The organism is Vibrio japonicus (assembly GCF_024582835.1).
Taxonomy (GTDB): Bacteria; Pseudomonadota; Gammaproteobacteria; order Enterobacterales; family Vibrionaceae; genus Vibrio; species Vibrio japonicus.
In genome coordinates this window covers 1,058,186-1,078,243 of record NZ_CP102096.1, presented here as the reverse complement: position 1 = coordinate 1,078,243, position 20,058 = coordinate 1,058,186, and the positions used below count along the sequence as shown (strand labels likewise).

General features: G+C 45.7%; 16 protein-coding genes. 7 read left to right on the top strand and 9 right to left on the bottom strand.

Annotation, left to right across the window (positions count from 1 at the left end):
* Positions 1–72: 72 nt before the first annotated feature.
* Positions 73–1,344, top strand: coding sequence for a YeaH/YhbH family protein (locus NP165_RS05215; protein WP_257085257.1), 1,272 nt, complete (start codon positions 73–75; stop codon positions 1,342–1,344).
* A gap of 10 nt (positions 1,345–1,354) precedes the next feature.
* Complete coding sequence (locus tag NP165_RS05210; protein ID WP_257085256.1) at positions 1,355–2,893, top strand: SpoVR family protein; 1,539 nt, start codon at positions 1,355–1,357, stop codon at positions 2,891–2,893.
* A gap of 90 nt (positions 2,894–2,983) precedes the next feature.
* Here NP165_RS05210 and kdsB read toward each other — a convergent pair whose 3' ends face one another.
* Genes kdsB through NP165_RS05185 form a run of 5 tightly spaced genes read right to left on the bottom strand, consistent with a single transcriptional unit; the run spans position 2,984 to position 8,854 of the window.
* Positions 2,984–3,739 carry a 3-deoxy-manno-octulosonate cytidylyltransferase gene (kdsB, locus tag NP165_RS05205; RefSeq protein WP_257085255.1) on the bottom strand — a complete coding sequence of 252 codons (756 nt, stop codon included), beginning with the start codon at positions 3,737–3,739 and terminating at the stop codon, positions 2,984–2,986.
* Positions 3,739–3,918, bottom strand: a complete 180-nt coding sequence (locus NP165_RS05200) for a Trm112 family protein (protein ID WP_053395656.1) — start codon at positions 3,916–3,918, stop codon at positions 3,739–3,741. Before NP165_RS05200 ends, kdsB begins: the two co-directional genes overlap by 1 nt.
* Positions 3,899–4,906: a tetraacyldisaccharide 4'-kinase gene (gene lpxK, locus NP165_RS05195; RefSeq protein ID WP_257085254.1), complete on the bottom strand. Its 1,008-nt coding sequence runs from the start codon at positions 4,904–4,906 to the stop codon at positions 3,899–3,901. Before lpxK ends, NP165_RS05200 begins: the two co-directional genes overlap by 20 nt.
* A 2-nt stretch (positions 4,907–4,908) precedes the next feature.
* On the bottom strand, positions 4,909–6,657 hold the full coding sequence (msbA, locus tag NP165_RS05190; protein ID WP_257085253.1) for a lipid A ABC transporter ATP-binding protein/permease MsbA: 1,749 nt from the start codon (positions 6,655–6,657) through the stop codon (positions 4,909–4,911).
* A gap of 31 nt (positions 6,658–6,688) precedes the next feature.
* Positions 6,689–8,854 (bottom strand): DNA internalization-related competence protein ComEC/Rec2, encoded by a 2,166-nt coding sequence (locus NP165_RS05185; protein WP_257085252.1) that lies wholly within the window; start codon positions 8,852–8,854, stop codon positions 6,689–6,691.
* A gap of 83 nt (positions 8,855–8,937) precedes the next feature.
* Between NP165_RS05185 and NP165_RS05180 the strand changes: the two genes are divergently transcribed.
* A complete protein-coding gene (locus tag NP165_RS05180; protein WP_257085251.1) occupies positions 8,938–9,468 on the top strand; it encodes a DUF2062 domain-containing protein in 531 nt (176 codons plus the stop codon).
* A gap of 139 nt (positions 9,469–9,607) precedes the next feature.
* Here NP165_RS05180 and lolE read toward each other — a convergent pair whose 3' ends face one another.
* The 3 genes from lolE to lolC are packed head-to-tail and all read right to left on the bottom strand — an operon-like array spanning position 9,608 to position 12,741.
* Positions 9,608–10,852, bottom strand: coding sequence for a lipoprotein-releasing ABC transporter permease subunit LolE (gene lolE / locus NP165_RS05175; RefSeq protein ID WP_257085250.1), 1,245 nt, complete (start codon positions 10,850–10,852; stop codon positions 9,608–9,610).
* A 1-nt stretch (position 10,853) separates the two neighbouring features.
* Positions 10,854–11,540: a lipoprotein-releasing ABC transporter ATP-binding protein LolD gene (gene lolD / locus NP165_RS05170; protein WP_257085249.1), complete on the bottom strand. Its 687-nt coding sequence runs from the start codon at positions 11,538–11,540 to the stop codon at positions 10,854–10,856.
* A complete protein-coding gene (gene lolC, locus NP165_RS05165; RefSeq protein WP_257085248.1) occupies positions 11,533–12,741 on the bottom strand; it encodes a lipoprotein-releasing ABC transporter permease subunit LolC in 1,209 nt (402 codons plus the stop codon). Before lolC ends, lolD begins: the two co-directional genes overlap by 8 nt.
* 164 nt (positions 12,742–12,905) lie before the next feature.
* Here lolC and NP165_RS05160 point away from each other — a divergent pair, with 164 nt between their 5' ends.
* The 4 genes from NP165_RS05160 (at position 12,906) to NP165_RS05145 (ending at position 18,375) form a co-directional block, all read left to right on the top strand.
* Positions 12,906–13,472, top strand: a complete 567-nt coding sequence (locus tag NP165_RS05160; protein WP_257085247.1) for a PilZ domain-containing protein — start codon at positions 12,906–12,908, stop codon at positions 13,470–13,472.
* A 10-nt stretch (positions 13,473–13,482) separates the two neighbouring features.
* Positions 13,483–16,944 carry a transcription-repair coupling factor gene (mfd, locus tag NP165_RS05155; protein ID WP_257085246.1) on the top strand — a complete coding sequence of 1,154 codons (3,462 nt, stop codon included), beginning with the start codon at positions 13,483–13,485 and terminating at the stop codon, positions 16,942–16,944.
* A 52-nt stretch (positions 16,945–16,996) separates the two neighbouring features.
* Entirely contained in the window at positions 16,997–17,752 is a 756-nt protein-coding gene (locus tag NP165_RS05150) for a peptidoglycan binding protein CsiV (RefSeq protein ID WP_257085245.1), read from the top strand.
* Positions 17,753–17,835: 83 nt separating this feature from the next.
* Positions 17,836–18,375 (top strand): GNAT family N-acetyltransferase, encoded by a 540-nt coding sequence (locus NP165_RS05145; RefSeq protein WP_257085244.1) that lies wholly within the window; start codon positions 17,836–17,838, stop codon positions 18,373–18,375.
* A gap of 76 nt (positions 18,376–18,451) precedes the next feature.
* Here NP165_RS05145 and NP165_RS05140 read toward each other — a convergent pair whose 3' ends face one another.
* Complete coding sequence (locus NP165_RS05140) at positions 18,452–19,741, bottom strand: NAD(P)/FAD-dependent oxidoreductase (RefSeq protein WP_257085243.1); 1,290 nt, start codon at positions 19,739–19,741, stop codon at positions 18,452–18,454.
* Positions 19,742–20,058 lie beyond the last annotated feature (317 nt).

Sequence of the window (20,058 nt, the reverse complement as noted above, 5' to 3'; positions counted from 1 at the left end):
TGGCTCTGATAGAAGGCTGATTGCATGATTTAAACATGCGCCTCAAATGCATGTACGGAAAAGGGGTGACTCATGGCGCAATTTATTGATCGACGACTGAATGGTAAGAATAAGAGTGCGGTAAACCGCCAACGATTCTTACGTCGTCATAAGGAACAAATTAAAGAGTCTGTTGCGGACGCTGTTAATCGCCGCTCAATTACAAACACTGAGACAGGCGAAGATGTTTCGATTCCGCACAAGGACATTAAAGAGCCGATTTTCCATCAAGGCTCTGGTGGTCTTAAAGAGCGTGTGCACCCAGGTAATGACCAATTTATCACTGGTGATAAAATTGAACGCCCAAAAGGTGGCGGTCAAGGCGGTGGCTCGGGTGATGGCGACGCCAGCCCAGACGGCGAAGGTCAAGATGATTTTGTCTTCCAAATTTCAAAAGACGAATACTTAGACATCCTCTTTGAAGATCTTGAGTTACCGAATCTAGAAAAAAACCAAATTAACAAAATCACTGAATGGAAGACCCACCGCGCGGGTTATCAAACCGCGGGCGTGCCCGCCAATATCTCCGTCGTCAAATCACTTCAACAATCGCTCGCACGTCGTACGGCAATGACTGCGGGTAAAAAACGCCTATTAAAAGAACTCGAAGATGAGTTAGAAAGAGTAAAAAGAAGCGAACCCGCTCAAATGCTTGAAGAGCAGCGTTTGAAAAATGAAATCAAAGAGCTTCGCCAGCGTATTGAATCCGTGCCTTTCATCGATACATTCGATTTGCGCTTTAAGAATTATGAACGTCGCCCTATTCCATCGAGCCAAGCCGTGATGTTTTGCCTGATGGACGTTTCTGGTTCAATGGATCAGGCAACGAAAGATATTGCCAAGCGCTTTTACGTATTACTCTACCTCTTCCTTAATCGCACATACGAAAATGTCGATGTGGTTTTTATACGCCACCATACTCAAGCGAAAGAAGTCGACGAACATGAGTTTTTCTATTCTCAAGAGACAGGGGGAACCATTGTATCCAGCGCGCTGAAACTCATGAAAGAAATCGTGGCAGATCGTTACCCAACTCAAGAATGGAACATCTACGCGGCACAAGCTTCCGACGGTGATAACTGGGCTGATGACTCCCCGCGTTGCCGTGAATTGCTGACCAAGCACCTACTGCCAAACTGCCAGTACTATTCATACATAGAAATTACTCGCCGCTCTCATCAAACGTTGTGGCACGAGTACGAAAAACTCGAAGGCGGTTACAGCAACTTCGCGATGAAAAACATACGCAGCGTCGAAGATATTTACCCTGTGTTCAGGGAGCTCTTCAGAAAGGAAACCGCTTAGGGAGGCAACTATGTCAGAAAAAACAGTAAATCCAACCAAGGATAAGCGATTACCTGACGGCCCAGACTGGACGTTTGACTTACTGGAGCGTTATCACAAAGAGATAAAAAGAGTGGCTGCTCACTATCGTCTTGATACCTATCCAAATCAGATTGAAGTCATTACGTCAGAACAAATGATGGATGCATACTCTAGTATCGGTATGCCTATTAATTACAACCACTGGTCATTTGGTAAAAAGTTCATCCAAACTGAACAAGGCTATAAACATGGCCAGATGGGATTAGCGTACGAAATCGTCATCAACTCAGACCCATGTATCGCCTACCTTATGGAAGAAAATACGGTGACGATGCAGGCCTTGGTTATGGCGCACGCCTGTTATGGCCATAATTCGTTCTTTAAAGGCAATTACCTTTTCCAGACTTGGACTGACGCTAGCTCGATCATTGACTACCTATTGTTTGCAAAAAATTATATTGCCGAATGCGAACAGAAATATGGCGTTAAAGAAGTGGAAGAGCTTCTGGACTCTTGCCACGCACTGATGAACTTTGGCGTTGACCGCTACAAACGCCCAGAAAAAATTTCGATAGCGGAAGAAAAAATGCGTCAGGAAGAGCGAGAAGCTTACCTGCAATCTCAAGTCAACGATCTTTGGAGAACCGTTCCAAAATCGAAGGCATTGTCAGAAGAGTCTAAACAGAGATTCCCGTCTGAACCTCAGGAAAATATTCTCTATTTTATTGAGAAACACGCCCCTCTTTTAGAGCCGTGGCAAAGAGAGATCGTAAGAATCGTTCGTAAAATCAGCCAATATTTTTACCCTCAAAAGCAGACTCAAGTTATGAACGAGGGCTGGGCAACATTTTGGCATTACACTATTTTGAATCATTTGTATGACGAGGGAATCGTCAGCGAACGATTTATTCTTGAGTTTCTTCACAGCCACACCAGTGTTGTGGCTCAACCTCCGTACAATAGCCCTTACTTCAATGGCATAAACCCTTATGCACTCGGTTTTGCTATGTTTCGTGATATCCGAAGAATTTGTGAAGAGCCTACGGATGAGGATAAAGAGTGGTTTCCTGAGTTAGCAGGGACAGATTGGCTGGAAGCGGTACATTTCGCAATGCATAACTTCAAAGATGAAAGTTTCATAAGCCAATATTTATCACCCAAACTGATACGAGACTTTAAACTGTTCGCCATCACAGATGATGATAGGAAGAACTACATTGAAGTGAGCGCGATTCATGATGAAAGCGGCTATAAAGCCATTCGAGAAAAGCTCGCGGCGCAATATAACCTCAGTAATTTAGAGCCTAACATTCAAGTCTTCAATGTCGATGTGAGAGGCGATCGCTCTATGACGCTTCAATACGTCCCTCACGATCGTATTCCGCTAGATAACAGCTACGAAGAAGTCCTTAAACACCTTCACCGCTTGTGGGGCTTCAGTGTGGTTTTGGAGGAGGTGAAAGACACTGGAAGAAGAGAAATCTTAGGTACCTGTCCCAAAAGAAACGAGTACGACGGAAAAATCTGATAGCACTAACTAACCTCAGTTAAAGTTAGCTAAAACTAAAAAGGCCCATCTTGGGCCTTTTGTTTTCTTATCGTCGCTATCCGCTTGTAGTTACTTTTGTGCTGCTACCAGCTTTCTAACCGCCTCGAGATCCTCTGGCGTATCAACACCAGCCGCTGGCGCTTCTTTAGCGACTTCGACATGGATCTTCTCTCCGTACCAAAGTACACGAAGCTGCTCTAAGCACTCAATTTTTTCCAGCGCAGTCGGTTCCCAGTTGATATAGGTATTAATGAAGCCAGCGCGGTAAGCATATATGCCAATATGCCTCATCAAAGGATGAACGACGTTTTTCGCTCCATTAGCAAAGTTATCGCGATCCCAAGGAATCGTCGCTCGGCTAAAATACATAGCGTAACCATCTTTATCAGCCAGCACTTTAACCGCATTGGGGTTAAACACTTCTTCTTCGTCAGAGATTTCCACCGCCAATGTTGCCATCGGCGCTTGGCAAGACGCTAAGTTGTGAGCCACCTGAGAAATAATAGACGGCGGGATCAGCGGTTCATCACCTTGAACATTAACAACAATATGATCATCAGGAATGTTCTTTAGTTTCACCACTTCTGCTAGGCGCTCTGTACCAGACTCATGATCAGGAGAAGTCATACAAACGTCACCACCGAACGCTTTAACCGCGCGTTCTACACGCTCATCATCTGTCGCGATAATGACTTGTTCAGCACCCGCCTGCATCGCTTGCTCATAAACCCACTGGATCATCGGTTTACCACCAATGTCAGCCAGTGGTTTACCCGGCAAGCGTGTTGATTGATAACGCGCTGGGATAACAACAGTAAATGACATTATCGTCCCTCATCCATACTCATTTGACGAGCTTCAGGCTCTAATAACACTGGAATCCCTTCTTTGATTGGATAAGCTAAGCGATCAAATTTGCAGATCAATTCTTGCTTATCTTTATCAAAAGTTAGCTTACCTTTGCATACAGGACATGCGACGATTTCAAGCAGACGGTGATCCATATTTTTCCTTAACCTCTTTTATTTTGTTCAAAATGCGCTGCTCATCTTCGCGGCAAAAGCTCGCGGTTACGGGCAAATACCACCAATTGTCTTTCGCGTAATCAGCGCATTTTACAGCATCTTTCTCAGTCATGATCAGATGGTCTCCACGTTGAGACAAGGCATCTAATTCTGACGGTACAAAATCTTTATGGTCAGCAAACCCTTGGGCAAAAGTCACCTTCGCACCTAGTGTTTCTAACGTATTGAAAAAGCGAGGGGGATGACCAATCCCAGCCATCGCCACAAGGTTAGTCAGCTGACTCACTGGCATTTTCTGTCGATTTTTCAAATTCACCGCTAAGCTTGGTGACAACGACATGGCGACTTCACCCGCTTTCGCTGACCCACCATTAGTGATGATAATATCAACTTCGTTCAGACGTTCCACACTTTCACGCAGCGGGCCGAGAGGGATAAGTGATTCATTACCGAAGCGGCGTTGCCCATCCACAACAACAATCTCTATGTCGCGCTGCAAGGCGTAGTGCTGCAGACCGTCATCCGTAATAATGACATCAACACCAAGCGGCAAAAGCGCTTTGACGGCTTCGCTTCTCACGGGGGAGACTGCAACCGGCGATGACGTGCGTTTATAAATCAGCTTTGGTTCATCACCGCAGTGTTTCGTTGATGTGTTTTCATCGACGAGTAGCGGATAGCTCGGCGCTTTCGCACCATAACCTCTGGATACCACACCTGGTTTATAACCCAGTTGCTGCAATTGCTCTACAAGCCATATAACAACGGGAGTTTTGCCGTTACCGCCAGCAGTAATATTTCCGACAATAATAACGGGCACAGGTGCACGATAGCTTTCCTTCTCACCTGATTGAAACTTATTGCGTCTTGAACGGCTGATCACACCAAACAAAAGGCTAAGTGGCCAAAGTACTGGCCACATCAGATATTTTATCGGGTGGTTTTCAAACCAGATTTTTTCAATCACGCTTATCCACCAAACTGAATACGGTGTAGTTGCGCGTACGCACCATCTTTCGCGATAAGCGTTTGGTGATCACCACGCTCCACAACCTCACCTTCATCAATAACAAGAATTTCATCTGCGTTTTCAATGGTGGATAGGCGGTGAGCAATCACAAGAACCGTCTTATCTTTCTGCAATTCATCGAGCGCCGACTGGATAGCTTTTTCTGATTCTGTATCTAACGCAGACGTCGCTTCATCCAAGATCAAAACTGGCGCATCTCTTAGCAATGCACGAGCAATAGCGATACGTTGTCTTTGCCCACCAGAGAGACTCGCGCCGTTTTCACCAATCACCGTATCGAGCCCATTTTCCATAGGCTCAATAAAGTCCATCGCATAGGCTAAACGTGCCGCCTCTTCTATCTGTTCACGGCTGTACTCTTCTTCAGCAGCATAAGCGATGTTATTGGCGATGGTGTCGTTAAACAAATGCACGTTCTGAGAGACTAATGCGAAGTGAGAGCGCAAATTCTTCAACTTGAAATCACGAACATCATGCCCATCAAGCATAATGCTGCCCGAGTCCACATCATAAAAACGGGTAAACAGATTCGCGATGGTACTCTTACCAGAGCCAGAGCGACCTACCAGCGCAACACTCTTTCCTTGAGGAATTTTAAAGCTAACATCGCGTAGTGCTGGTTTTTCTTTGCCTTGATAAGTGAATGTCACATCTTTAACTTCCACGTCCCCACGAACACGATCTGTTTCGTAAGTGCCCTTGTCTTTTTCCGTTTCAAGGTCCATCAACGCAAACAAGGTCTGGCTCGCTGCCATACCACGTTGAAAATCCGATGTTACGTTTGTCAGCGCTTTAAGTGGTCGCATAAGACCAAACATTGCCGAGAATACAACGGTAAATGTACCTGGAGTTAGCTGACTACGAATTTCTTCAACACTCGCTAGGAAAAGGACAACAACCAAAGCCAAAGACGCGATCACCTGAATAACAGGGTTGGCAATCGACTTTGCAGCGACCAACTTCATGGACTGCTGGCGCATTTGGTTACTCACAGCGTCAAAGCGTTGGCTTTCGAGATCTTGACCACCATAACTTAAAACAACTTTGTGCCCTTTAAGCATTTGCTCAGCAGAAGACGTCACACGCCCCATTGCGTCTTGCATGTTTCTAGAAATCTTACGGAAGCGTTTAGAAACAAATCCGATAGCCCATGCCACAATTGGCGCGATAACGATAAGAACCAGTGACAATTGCCAACTATTCCAAAACATTAGCGTCAACAAGCCAATAATGCTCGCCCCTTCGCGTACAATACTGACGAGCGCTCGGCTTGTCGCCCCTGCAACTTGTTCCGAATCGTAAGTGATACGTGAAAGTAAACCGCCAGTGGACTCTTTATCAAAGAAAGAGACAGGCATATGCATAAATTGTTTGAAGATGCCTCTTCGCATCAACATAACGACATTGCCGGAAACCCAACTCAAGCAGTAGGAGGAAACAAAACTACTCAGTCCACGTACAATCATCATTCCTAAAATGATAAGCGGCAATATACGGAAAAATTCAGATTCTGCGTTACCGAAGCCTTCATCCAGCAACGGCTTTAGTAAGGACACCATGTAAGTGTCAGCAGCGGCATTGATAATCAGTGCCACTATGGCAACCGCCAAACCCGCTTTATACAAGCGAATATATACCCACAAGCGTTTAAAGGTTTGCCAAGTGGTTTCGTCTTTATTGAGTGACATAGAACTGCTTATTTTTCTTACAATAATCTGCCTATTCTACCCCCTTACGTAGCATCTGCCTATACCAAGCACGTCCTTTACTCTCTCTTAGCGCCTCTACTTGATAACCATCTGGATAAAATTCAACCGTCACTTGACCGGAACGCCCCGTCTCTTTCCAGATAACGCCTCTCTGTTCGTATCGAGCGACAACCGACGCATCAGGCAATGCCCACCGCCCTACTTTCGCCGTAGAAGCTATTGCATAATCTGGAGATACCGCGTCAATAAACTGAGGGAGTGAAGAGGTTTTGCTGCCATGATGTGGAACAAGGAGAATGTCCGAGTCTAGTCTGGTTTTGTTTCGTAGTAATAACCATTCGGCTATCGATTCAATATCACCGGGCAAAAGCACTGAAAATGGTGCTTGTCTGCTGGTTAGTTTTACAACGCAAGACTGAGGATTATAGGCTCTTGGCACGAGCTTGGGCGGCCAAAGCACTTCTAGCGTTAAATCCCCCCACTCCCATGATGCACCTTCCACGCATTCAGCATTACCCGTTCGATGTTGACTGGAGACGAATACGCTTGAGTTCATTGTTCCTTCAATTTCCTCCCAGCCACCAGCATGATCATTGTCAAAATGGCTCACGATAAAGAAATCGAGAGAATCAATCCCCCTTGCCTGCAAATAAGGAATAACGACTTGTTGAGTGATGCCCGAACCCTCCCAAGACGGTCCAGTATCGTAAACCAGCGCTCGGCGGCCTTGAATCACCACGACAGCCAGTCCATGACCCACGTCCAACACGACTAATTCCCATAACGGGGTCGGTTTCCAGTCATAAGTGGCAAACGCTGCAATCCCTATTCCCAAAACAAGAGCCTGACGGTTTAACCAAATCGACAAACACACAATAATGGCGAAAGCAGAAAGAAGTGTGATGTGAAACGCTGACAACGACAACCAAGAAAAGTGGGAGAAAGAGGAGAGGAAAACCACGGGCTCGAGCGTTAAATTCACAAGCTGCCAGGTCATAGCGTAGCTAGAATCCCATAGAGAAACGAGCAACGACAAAAATGCGATAGGAATGACAACAAAACTAAACCAAGGGACAAAGAGCAAATTATACAGGACCGAGCTCAGACTGATTCCCTGAAAAAGTGCCGCCACGATCGGAGACATCGCAATCACAATAAAGCATTGAATTTCAATCGCCAAACCAACACCGCGTCGTGTTCTATTCTTGACCGCGAGATAGATAAATATAGTACCGACTGCGCTCATCGACATCCACAGCCCCATGTCTAGCGTTGAGAATGGTTCCATCACTAATAACGCCGCGAACACCACGAGCCATTTCATAAGCAGCGGGAGATATCGACCACTAAACTGAAGTGCACTAAACAATACACACATCAGTAACGCCCTGCGTGTTGGGATCGAGAATCCTGCTAACCACGCATACAGCATCGCCAACGACAAACCAATCAAGACAGGCGCAAAAAACATGCGAGGACTTATCGTCAACAAAATTCGGCCTGCCCACCATCCCACACCAAAAATAATGCCAATATGAAGCCCGGAAATCGCAATAAGATGACTCAACCCAGCACCTTTAAAACGCTCCCAAACTTCGTCCGAAATTCTGTGTCTCATCCCAAACAATAGCGCTTCGATTAGTGGCCCATTGTCCAATCGGGAGGTTTGTTCTGACGCCCGAGAAAAAATCACCTGTCGCAACGAGCCAGACCGGACGAAATAGAAACTCGTTGAGTGACGGATAGTCCCTTTGGCAATCACTCCTTTCGCTAATGCGTGTTTTTCAGCGTCAAAACCGACATCGTTCATTAGGCCAGTAATCGGCTTGATCACCATCTGAGTGGTCAACTTGTCTCCAATTTCTAACTGATTCGGTGAAACTAGCCATATTTTAGGCTGCTCGAATGCGTTTAATTTTCGTCCGTTAATTGATCTAACTACAACTATGCCCTGAAAGCCGTGACTTATTTGCTTAAAAAAGCTGTCAACCTCGGCATTTATGATAATATTCTGTTCTGCTTTGAATAGCTCATTGGTTTGGTGTTGAAGTAGGTTGCCGTGAATCAATATGACAGCACACGCTATACTAGGACCGATTAACACTCGTAGACGATTAAGCTTGAGTGAGACGACCAAACAGCCAAAACACGGAGCTAGCCAAATCCAATCTGGCATTGCAGGCCACATGGGTGCGGTAAATATAACAATCAAGAACGAAGTAAGCGTCCAGTAATTTAAATAGAGAGTCATCTTCCACTATGCCAAGAAAGTTCATAAAGCGCTTTATGCCTGACCATGAATTGATAAAGCGTCAAAAGGCATTAAAGATTTTTGGCAATGTACTTTACAACCCAAACCTGTGGTGTCTAAATCGTCGATCCGCAGCGGGTGCGTTTGCCGTTGGTCTATTTATGGCGTTTGTACCTTTACCAAGCCAAATGATCATGTCAGCAGGACTGGCTATTGCCTGTGGTGTGAACCTCCCACTTTCTGTCGCACTTGTGTGGGTCAGCAACCCAATTACGATGCCTGTCCTGTTTTACTTCGCCTACAAAATCGGCGCTTGGGTGATGCATGTTCCTCCACAACCTTTCCACTTTGAACTTTCATGGGACTTTATCATTGCGCAAATGAGCACTATTGGCCCTCCATTTCTTTTGGGTTGCTTAATATGCGGTGTTGCTTCTGCCATATTGGGTTACTTCGGAATCAAAGCCTTGTGGCGATACTCTGTTGTTCGAAGTTGGCAAAAGCGTCGGATTAGATTAGGCAGGTTGCTGCACAAGTAAAGTTCATCAGTCAGTGACTTGAGCGGAGCCGACACAAATCGGTAAACTCAATGAAAGAGAAGTATGAAAAAGGACCAAGATTGTTGGTCCTTTTTGCGTTTAAAGAGTCGTTGCCTTAACTACTTTTTTGGCGGCCAGGCTACTTGGAACTAAGAACGGTAGCTGGATTTAACTTACTCGCACGCGATGCAGGATACCAAGTTGCCAGCAAGCTAAGAACAACAGCCGTGCTAGAGACCAACAAGACATCACCCATATTTACTTCAGACGGCAAAAAGTCGACAAAGTAGATATCGCCAGATAAGAATTGGTGTCCGATAAGGCTTTCGAGCATTTTTATCAGTTCCGTCAGATTGAAAGCAACCAACACACCAATAGCGCTACCAACTAAACTGCCAAGAACGCCAGAGAACACGCCCTGCCAAACAAAGATACGCTTCACTAACCCATCCGTCGCGCCCATCGTCCGTAGTATTGCGATTTCCGACGCTCGGTCTTTCACGGCCATCATTAACGTTGAAACAATGTTGAAGCTTGCCACGCCAATAACCAAGACCATAACGAGATACATAATGGTACGAACCAGTTGAATGTCACGGTGCAGGAAACCATATTTTTGCTGCCAGCTACGTAGATACACATAAACGTCGAGCGTATTGCCCGCTTCGCGAACAATCTGAGTCGCGTTTAATACATCACTCACCTTAACAGCGACTCCGGTGACGCCATCACCTAACTTAGCGTATTGCTGCGCATCTTGAAGTGGAACTAGCGCCAAGCTATGGTCAATTTGTCCGTTGAGGCTTAACACCCCGATCACCTGAACTCGCACTCGCTTTGGCGCTTGAACTTTCGTTGCATCACCGCTGCTTGGGATCATCAAGGTTAAAAAGTCGCCCGTATCAACGCCGAGTAAACTCGCGATCCCTTGACCGAGAATCACTTGCTTGTGTCCTGGCGTAAACTCTTGCCAGACCTTCGCATCAATATAGTGGCTTAAATTTGACACTTGTTCTTCTAGTTGAGGCTCTACGCCACGAACTTCAATGGCTTTGAGCTGCTGACCCTTTTCCGCTAAGGCAGTCAGCTTCACATAGGGTGCGGCTGCTTCGACTTTTGGGTGTTGCTGCGCTTTGGTAATGACGGACTGCCAATCTTCAATTGGGCCTCTCACGCCTTCAAACTCGCCGTGTGACACAACCGAAAGTACGCGGTCTTTCAGCTCTCGCTCAAAACCATTCATCGCCGATAAACCGATGATGATGACCGCCACACCGACCGTAATTCCAATGGTCGAAGATAAAGAAATGAACGAAACCATTTTGTTCCGTTGTTTAGCGCGACTAAAACGTCTGCCAATAAACAAAGAAAGAGATGAGAACAAATTAGACCCCCTCAACGTTTAACAGCAAACCATCTTGCATATGCAGCTGCCTATCCATCTTTGCGGCTAACTCGCCATCATGAGTCACCACCAAAAACGCCGTCCCTGACTCGCGATTCAGCTCACGCATGAGATCGTAGATAGCCAGTGCTGTGGTATGGTCCAAGTTACCCGTAGGCTCATCCGCCAAGACAAGAGAAGGGTTATTAACCAGTGCTCTTGCAATCGCCACACGCTGTCTTTCTCCCCCTGATAGCTCAGATGGTCGATGGTCAATACGGTGACTAAGCCCTACCTTATCAAGCAGTGCTTTGGCTTTCGATTTGGCTTCCGTCGTTCCACATCCACCAATCAATAAAGGCATAGCCACATTCTCTAACGCACTAAAGTCAGCTAACAGATGATGGAACTGGTACACAAACCCTAAGTGTTGATTACGCAATTTCGCCTGTTTGTTTGAGCTCAAACGCGATAGATTCTGCTCGAGAAAATCCACATGACCTTCCGTCGCGTCATCAAGCGCTCCTAGAATATGAAGTAAGGTGCTTTTTCCGGAACCCGATGAGCCGATGATAGAAGCCAACTCACCTTTCTTCAGCGCAAAGCTCACACCTTTCAAAACCTGAGTATCGAGGCTCCCTTCGCGATAAGTTTTACAAATGTTATGACACTCTAGCAGGTTACTCATATCTCAAAGCCTCAGCAGGTTTTACAGAAGATGCACGATAAGATGGGAAAAGTGTGGCAACTAAGCTTAGTGCAATCGCTAATACGACCACGACGACAATTTGAACAGGATTAATGGAGACGGGTAACGCTCCCCCTACAGAGAAAAGAGCCACTCCGGCACTTTCCAGTAATGTATTAAGGTTGCTTGCGAGTAACACACCCAGTGCACCACCTATCAGCGCACCTAGAATCCCACTACTTGCGCCTTGGACCATGAAGATGGCAAGCACTTGTCTGTCTGACATGCCTTGTGTTTTAAGAATGGCCACTTCAGCCTGTTTCTCCATAACCACCATAATCAAAGCGGAAATGATATTAAATGCAGCGACACCGATAATAAGCCCGAGCATCAAACCCATCATGTTTTTTTCCATACGGACGGCTTGAAACAGCTCGCCTCTCTGATCTCGCCAATCTTGCCATTTCCACCCATCTGGTAATGGTTGGCTACTGTAATCCGACACGACGAAAGGATCTTCAAAAAAGAGACGCCATCCAGTCATCGTATTGTTCTTCATTCGCAGTAAGCGCGCCGCGTCGTCAATATGCGTCAGCATCAATTGCCCATCGACGTCCGAACCGGTGTTGTAAATAGCAGCAACGGTGAACATACGCTGGCTAGGAATGCGACCAAGGGGGGTAAACTGGCTCGCACTGGTCACCATTAAACGCACTTTATCGCCGAGGTTGACGCCCATAGAGTGGGCAAGCGTATGGCCTAGAACAATTTGGTATTTTCCAGACTCTAAAGTGGATAGTCGCCCTGCAATTAAGTGTTGCCCGATAGGATCACTTGCACTGGGTTCGATACCAATCATCAACCCTGCACTGAGCTGAGACGAACTTTGGACAACCGCTTCTGTTTGAATAATGGGCTCAGGCAACGCGGCAGTAGACATTTGCTTCACAAAATCAGGCGCATCCTCGCTGCGAGGCGTTTTACCATCTTGATGAGACACAATGGCCTGAGGTAAGACACCTAAGATGCGCCCTTTAAGCTGAGCTTCAAAGCCGTTCATGACTGAAAGCACGGTCACTAATGACATCACACCAATGGTGATCCCCGCTGTGGACATGTAGGATACAAATCGACTGAACTTGTCACCAGAGCGACCACGTAAATAGCGCAACCCGATGAAAGCCGAAACCGGATGAAACATAAAATAGACCAATAATGTTTGATAGCGGCTAATGTACCTATTTATGCCGCTTGGTTGTAGTCCTTAATTGCCAAATACACGTCAAAATGTGTGATAAACAATGACATATCTTGATTAGTTGCGTCTTATGACGATAATCATAGGACTAGAAAAGGAAGTTCCGAATGCCTGATCAAGAATATTTTACCGTTCACCATAATTTGACTGTTAATGTGGAGCCTCTTCCCCCGGAAGAATCAATACCACCTTTTGATCAATTTGAAAGCGAGATACCTGCGCCTTTTCTTGTTGCGAGTGAGTTCAGTCATCTCGATGTGATGAATGACAACGCAAGAAATGAACTCAAAAACAAAGATTTAAAACACGTCATTGCTCTGCTCGACACTCAAAATGCAAAGCTAAACTTACTGTTGACGTTTCTTCTTGCGCAGCAAGACATCAATGCCTTTCGCTACCAAACGACGTCATTCGGAGCGAGTCAATTTAGCTATCTTGCCCCAGCGCCTCTTGCCATTGAGGATAAGGTACGCGTTAAATTATTTTTGGAACATCCAGCGGCTGCGATATACAGCTACGGGCACGTTGTTCACTGCGAGCCAAAAGATGGGCAATATTTGATCACCATTAAATACGATCTACTGCGAGATTTAGACGAAGATCTACTCATCAAAGCCGCGCTTTATCAGCAGCAAAAAATATTGCGTCAACGCACTCTAAATCGAGATAAATGAAACTAAGTTTATGTCTGATACACATCTTTTCCATCTGGCGAATCCAACAAAAGCCGGAGATAAAAAACAAGTCGGTAACCTACAAGGCGCGAGCTTAGCAGTTGCTGTAGCGGAACTTGCTGAGCAACACAGTAACCATACACTGCTCGCGGTGCCAGACCCTCAAACTGCGCTGAAGCTACTCCAAGAAGTTGAGCAGTTTACCACTCAGGATGTTGCACTTTTCCCCGATTGGGAAACTCTGCCTTACGATAACTTTTCTCCCCATCAAGAGATCATTTCTGACCGTATAGCAAAACTTTACCAGCTACCCACTCAAACAAGTGGCATTACCATTGTGCCCGTCAGCACGTTACTGCAACGCCAGTCACCGCGTGACTTTTTGTTGCAACACACTTTGATGGTGAAAGTCGGCGATCGCTTCTCTTTAGACAAGCTCAGAATCCAGCTGGAAACCTCTGGCTACCGACATACCGATCAAGTGTTTGGGCCGGGTGAATATGCCAGCCGTGGTTCGATTTTAGACCTCTTCCCAATGGGTTCGAGTGAACCGTTTCGTATCGATTTTTTCGATGATGAAATCGATACGATTCGCACGTTCGATCCGGAAAATCAGCGTTCAATAAACGACGTCAAAGAGATTAGACTGCTTCCGGCACACGAGTTTCCGACGACAGAATCTGCTATCGAAGATTTTCGTATTCGCTGGCGTCAACGCTTCGAAGCAAGACGCGAGCCAGAATCCGTCTACATGCAAGTTTCTAAAGGCACTTGGCCGGCGGGTATCGAATATTGGCAGCCTCTATTCTTTGATAAGACAGAAACATTATTTGACTACATTTCTGAAGGCAGTCAGTTAATTACGGTTGGCAATATTGAAGCGTCCATTGACACCTTCCTAGACGATGTCGACTATCGATATGATCAACGTAAAGTCGATCCACTTCGACCACTGCTGCCACCTGAAGAATTGTGGCTTCGCAAAGATGAACTGTTTAGTCACTTCAAGACGTTACCGCAAGTACAGTTATCGATAGAACCTGTTATTGAAAAAGCCGGACGCAGCAATCCTGATGTAAAACCCTTGCCCGAGCTTTCTGTTCAACACCAGAATAAAGAACCAATGGCGGCACTGCGCCAGTTTAGTGAATCCTATAAAGGAAAAGTCGTTTTTTCCGTTGAGTCAGAAGGTCGACGCGAAGCGCTTTTGGAGCTTTTACAGCCAATTAAACTCAGACCGAACTCCCACGACAGTTTTGCCAAAGCAATCACAAGTAAAGACAAATTCAGTCTGATCTTAGGGGCAGCAGAACACGGTTTTCTTTTTGGTGACGAGCAAGTCGCACTCATTTGTGAAAGCGACTTATTAGGCGATCGCGTGATTCAGCGCCGCCGGAAAGATCGTAAAACAACCAACAGCGACGCCGTAATTCGAAACCTTGCAGAGCTAAAGCCTGGCCAGCCCGTTGTACATATCGACCACGGCATTGGACGCTACTTAGGCTTACAAACCCTTGAAGCTGGCGGCATGATCACAGAGTACGTGACGCTTGAGTACCAAAACGAAGCAAAACTATACGTACCTGTAGCATCACTCAATTTAATCAGTCGTTACTCAGGTGGCGCTGAAGACAGTGCTCCCCTACACAAGCTTGGTGGCGAAGCGTGGGCGAAAGCCAGACGAAAAGCCGCAGAGAAAGTGCGAGATGTGGCAGCAGAGTTATTGGATGTTTATGCCAAGCGCGAAATCAAACCGGGTTATAAATTTGCCCTAGACAGGGGGCAATACGCCACATTCAAAGCAGGTTTCCCATTTGAAGAAACCGATGACCAATCGATGGCGATTAACGCGGTGATGTCTGATATGTGTCAGGCTAAAGCAATGGATCGTTTGGTTTGTGGTGACGTTGGCTTTGGTAAAACGGAAGTTGCGATGCGGGCCGCTTTCCTAGCCACAGACAACGGTAAACAGGTCGCTGTCCTCGTACCGACGACCTTACTTGCCCAGCAACATTTCGAGAATTTTAGAGACCGCTTTGCTAACTTGCCTATTCGAGTCGAAGTGCTGTCTCGTTTTAAAACCGCCAAAGAGCAAAAGCAAGTGCTGCAAGACATTGATGACGGCAAAGTCGATATCATTGTTGGCACGCACAAACTCCTTTCAAACGACATCAAGTTTAAAGACTTAGGGCTACTCATCGTTGATGAGGAACACCGGTTTGGAGTGCGTCAGAAAGAAAAAATGAAAGCGATGCGTGCTGATGTTGATATTCTAACGCTCACCGCGACACCAATCCCTCGTACACTGAATATGGCAATGAGTGGCATGCGCGACCTGTCTATCATCGCAACGCCTCCAGCCAGACGATTAGCGATTAAAACCTTTGTTCGTCAGAGTGATGACGCTGTCGTGCGTGAAGCAGTTCTACGTGAAATCATGCGTGGCGGCCAAGTCTACTTCCTCCACAATCAGGTTGAGACCATAGACAAAGTTGCAGCGGATCTAGAAAAACTGATCCCTGAAGCCCGGGTTACGGTCGCTCATGGCCAAATGCGAGAGCGCGAACTTGAGCGAATCATGAATGATTTTTACCACCAGCGTTATAACCTGCTTGTGTGTACGACGATCATCGAAACCGGTATCGACGTACCGACGGCCAATACCATTATCATGGATCGTGCAGATAACCTTGGCCTGGCTCAATTACACCAGCTTCGTGGTCGTGTTGGTCGGTCACACCATCAAGCGTATGCTTACCTACTTACACCTCATCCTAAAGCGATGACGAAAGACGCGATTAAGCGTTTAGATGCCATTGCATCGCTGGAAGACTTAGGTGCTGGTTTCACGCTCGCAACGCACGATTTAGAAATTCGAGGCGCTGGTGAGTTACTCGGTGATGAGCAAAGTGGTCAGATTCAGTCTGTTGGTTTTACGCTCTATATGGAAATGTTAGAGCAAGCTGTCGAAGCACTTAAAGAAGGGAAAGAACCCTCTTTAGATGAGTTGTTAAGAGAGCAAACCGAAGTTGAGGTGCGTCTACCTGCTTTGCTACCGGATGATTATATACCCGACATCAATACTCGTCTTTCAATGTACAAACAGATTGCCAGCGTAAGCGACAAGCAAGAGCTAGACGATCTAAAAGTTGAACTGATTGATCGTTTTGGTTTATTGCCGGACGCAACACAAAATCTACTTTCTGTTTCCGGATTGAAACTGCAAGCCGCGACACTCAAAGCAAGAAAAATTGAAGCGCATGATAAAGGCGGATTTATAGAGTTCTCCCCAGATGCGGAGATAAACCCTATGTATTTGGTGAAACTATTGCAGTCTCAACCACAAAAGTTTGCAATGGATGGACCAACCAAATTTAAGTTTACGGTACCATTGGTCGATAGACGTAAAAGAATTCAATTTATTGGTGACATGTTGGAAGAGTTCCAACAAAACCTTTTACCTAAAGCCTGACCTTGTCAGGCTTATAAGATCCCTAGGTAAACTGCCTGGTTATGGAGTTGTAATGAAAAAGCTGATCCCACTATTACTCTTTTTGATCGCCCTTCCGTCATGGGCGCAACAATTTGACGTAGAAGTGATCGTTTTTAAACGTACGGTAAATCCGGAACAAACGGTTGAGTCTTGGCCTGATGTTTTACCAAAAATCGATTTAGAAAATGCAGGAAACCTGTCTGACTCAGACTTCCGTGCTCAAAAAGGCGTACAAATTCTCCCTTCTTCGTCTTACCAACTAAACGGAAGTGTTGATAAACTAAACCAGCATGCTGGCTTTAAAGTTTTACTGCACACTGCTTGGCGTCAAAACGGTAAAGGCCGACTGTCAGCACCTGCCTTACATATTCAAGCAGGTAAAGACTTCTCATCCAGTTACAATAGCGATGGGACGTTGAAAGGCTCAATTCAGGGGACAGAACTTCTAGACGGTGTCTCTGAAACGAGCATCCCCGTACCCCTGTATGAACTTGATGGTAAGATTCAAATATACGTAGACCACTATCTCTATGCAGACGTACAAATGGATGTCCGCGCGCCAAGCGTGCGTGAAATTGTCCTGCAAGTACCGCTCAAACTTGAATCAAATCAAGAGAACGACGCAGCTGTTCAATCTGGCTTTATGGCTGAAGTTGAGCCTACTATTCAAAAGCAAGAGTTGCTGAAAAGCTTCCGCATTATTCAAAAACGTCGTATGAAGAGTAGTGAAACCCACTACCTTGACCACCCTCTTATGGGCATCATCATTCAAGTACGAAGAGTCTAGTATCAGTCACTATACTTAAACCTGACCCTATAACCATTATTTTAAAGCAGCTCAAAAGGGCTGCTTTTTTAACAGGAAAAGACATGAGCCCTGATTATTGCATTATTACACGAAGACTTGAGCTCAAGCTTATCCCTCACGAAGATGCCAATAAACTTAGAGATTGCGTTTCACACTCCCCGACTCTTCATCGCTGGATCGATTGGTGTGAGCCCAATTTTACTCTCCAACAAGCTGAGCGATTTTTGCTCTTAACTCGTTTAAATTGGGTCAAAGCTGAGGCTTATGGGTTTGGTGTTTATCACAGAGACACAAGCGAATTGCTGGGTATGGTTGCAATCAATGAACTGTATCACACCTTCAATATGGTGAGTGTGGGCTATTGGATAAGAGACAGCGTCCAAAGAAACGGTTATGGAAAAGAAGCGCTCGAAGGATTGGTTAACTTTTGTTTTGAACAGCTCAAGATCACGCGTATCGAAATTGTGTGCGACCCAGAGAATACCGCCAGCCAAAAACTGATCGAGCAATGTGGTGCTCAATTTGAAGTAAAAGCGCGGAATAGATTTCTCTACGATGGAAAACCGAGGACGGGCTTGGTCTATTCGATGATTCCAGAATAACGAACTCAAATTCGGCCATAAGAACCTAAGAAAAAGAGCGCTAAAACAGCGCTCTTTTTGATCATCTAAAAACCGATTAGTGCAGTTTTAAGTTTGGACGCAATACGCGGTTAATACGGCCCATCAGAATGATAAGTGCCGTTTTAAATATTCCGTGCAGTGCCATTTGGTGGAGTCTATAAAGCGAGATGTACACCACTCTCGCAATGCGACCTTCAACCATCATCGACCCTTTAGTCAGGTTCCCCATCAAGCTACCCACCGTAGAGAAATTACTTAAAGAGACCAGTGAGCCTTTATCTTTATAAACATAAGGCTTCAATTCACGGCCGTTTAACTTCGCAATGATGTTAGAAAATGCGCGGCTCGCCATTTGGTGTGCTGCCTGAGCGCGAGGCGGTACGAAAGAACCATCGGCCTGAGTACATTGAGCCAGATCGCCGATGACAAAAATGTCGTCGTCACGCGTTGTTTGAAGCGTATCTTTTACCACTAACTGATTAATGCGATTCGTCTCAAGGCCAGCAATATCTTTGATGAAATCAGGTGCTTTAATACCTGCTGCCCACACCATAATTTGTGCCGGGATTTTTTCACCATCTTTCGTCATCAAGCCATCTTTATCGGCTTGTGTAACCATAGTTGCAGTACGAACATTGACACCGAGTTTCGTTAATTCTTGATGTGCGGCAGAAGAAATGCGCGGTGGCAAAGCAGGTAAAATGCGCTCTCCCGCTTCAACTAAGTTTACATTTAGCTTGCTTGAATCTAAGTCACCAAAACCATATCCACGAAGCTCTTTTACTGCATTATGAAGTTCGGCAGACAATTCGACGCCTGTTGCACCAGCCCCCACAATCGCGATATCTACTGCACCTTGACCATTTTTAGCGTGCAGTTTGAGGAATTCATTATTCATTTCCTTACGGAAACGGTGTGCCTGTTCTGGACTGTCTAGGAAGATGCAGTTCTCTTTAACACCAGGGGTATTAAAGTCGTTAGAAGTGGAACCAATCGCCATGACAAGAATATCGTATTCTAATTCACGGCTAGGGATGAGAAGCTCACCATTCTCATCAGTTAACTCATGAAGTTTGATCACTTTGCGCGCGCGATCAATGTCTTCAAGACTACCCAACTGAAAATCAAAATGGTGGTTTTTGGCGTGTGCTCGGTAACTCAGGGCGTCAACACCTTCGTCCAGAGAGCCTGTTGCCACTTCGTGTAAAAGTGGTTTCCATAGGTGACTTGCTTTACGGTCAACCAGAGTGATATTAGCACGCCTTTTACGGCCAATGGTTCGACCAAGTTTGGTGGCTAGCTCAAGTCCGCCAGCTCCGCCGCCTACTACGATGATTCGTGTCACAGCAATATTCCTCAAAAAATAAATAAACATGCATCAGACTGAATATTCAATCCGAAAAAATTCTGTTCTTTTTATGGCTAACCGCAGAATCGTAGTGATCCTGTCTTACGTCTTGATCCATGTGAGGCTTCAATTGTTCTTTGACACATATTGGATAAAGGGAGCTTTTAGCTCAAAACCAATCGTTTAAAACACGATTAGTGGACTGTGGGCAAGTTTATTACTCGCTCTCTACTTTTTTGACAACGATAAAGTTTTTATAGTTGCTCATTATAAAGTGCAAAACTCGCATAGCAACAGTAGAGTAACGCGCGATG

Bases quoted from the DNA above. Each gene is read 5' to 3' on its own strand.
- NP165_RS05215 (WP_257085257.1), top strand. From the start codon at position 73: ATGGCGCAATTTATTGATCGACGACTGAATGGTAAGAATAAGAGTGCG.
- NP165_RS05210 (WP_257085256.1), top strand. From the start codon at position 1,355: ATGTCAGAAAAAACAGTAAATCCAACCAAGGATAAGCGATTACCTGAC.
- kdsB (WP_257085255.1), bottom strand. From the start codon at position 3,739: ATGTCATTTACTGTTGTTATCCCAGCGCGTTATCAATCAACACGCTTG.
- lolC (WP_257085248.1), bottom strand. From the start codon at position 12,741: ATGTTTCATCCGGTTTCGGCTTTCATCGGGTTGCGCTATTTACGTGGT.
- NP165_RS05160 (WP_257085247.1), top strand. From the start codon at position 12,906: ATGCCTGATCAAGAATATTTTACCGTTCACCATAATTTGACTGTTAAT.
- mfd (WP_257085246.1), top strand. From the start codon at position 13,483: ATGTCTGATACACATCTTTTCCATCTGGCGAATCCAACAAAAGCCGGA.
- lolD (WP_257085249.1), bottom strand. From the start codon at position 11,540: ATGAGTAACCTGCTAGAGTGTCATAACATTTGTAAAACTTATCGCGAA.
- NP165_RS05150 (WP_257085245.1), top strand. From the start codon at position 16,997: ATGAAAAAGCTGATCCCACTATTACTCTTTTTGATCGCCCTTCCGTCA.
- msbA (WP_257085253.1), bottom strand. From the start codon at position 6,657: ATGTCACTCAATAAAGACGAAACCACTTGGCAAACCTTTAAACGCTTG.
- NP165_RS05185 (WP_257085252.1), bottom strand. From the start codon at position 8,854: ATGCCAGATTGGATTTGGCTAGCTCCGTGTTTTGGCTGTTTGGTCGTC.
- NP165_RS05200 (WP_053395656.1), bottom strand. From the start codon at position 3,918: ATGGATCACCGTCTGCTTGAAATCGTCGCATGTCCTGTATGCAAAGGT.
- NP165_RS05145 (WP_257085244.1), top strand. From the start codon at position 17,836: ATGAGCCCTGATTATTGCATTATTACACGAAGACTTGAGCTCAAGCTT.
- NP165_RS05180 (WP_257085251.1), top strand. From the start codon at position 8,938: ATGCCAAGAAAGTTCATAAAGCGCTTTATGCCTGACCATGAATTGATA.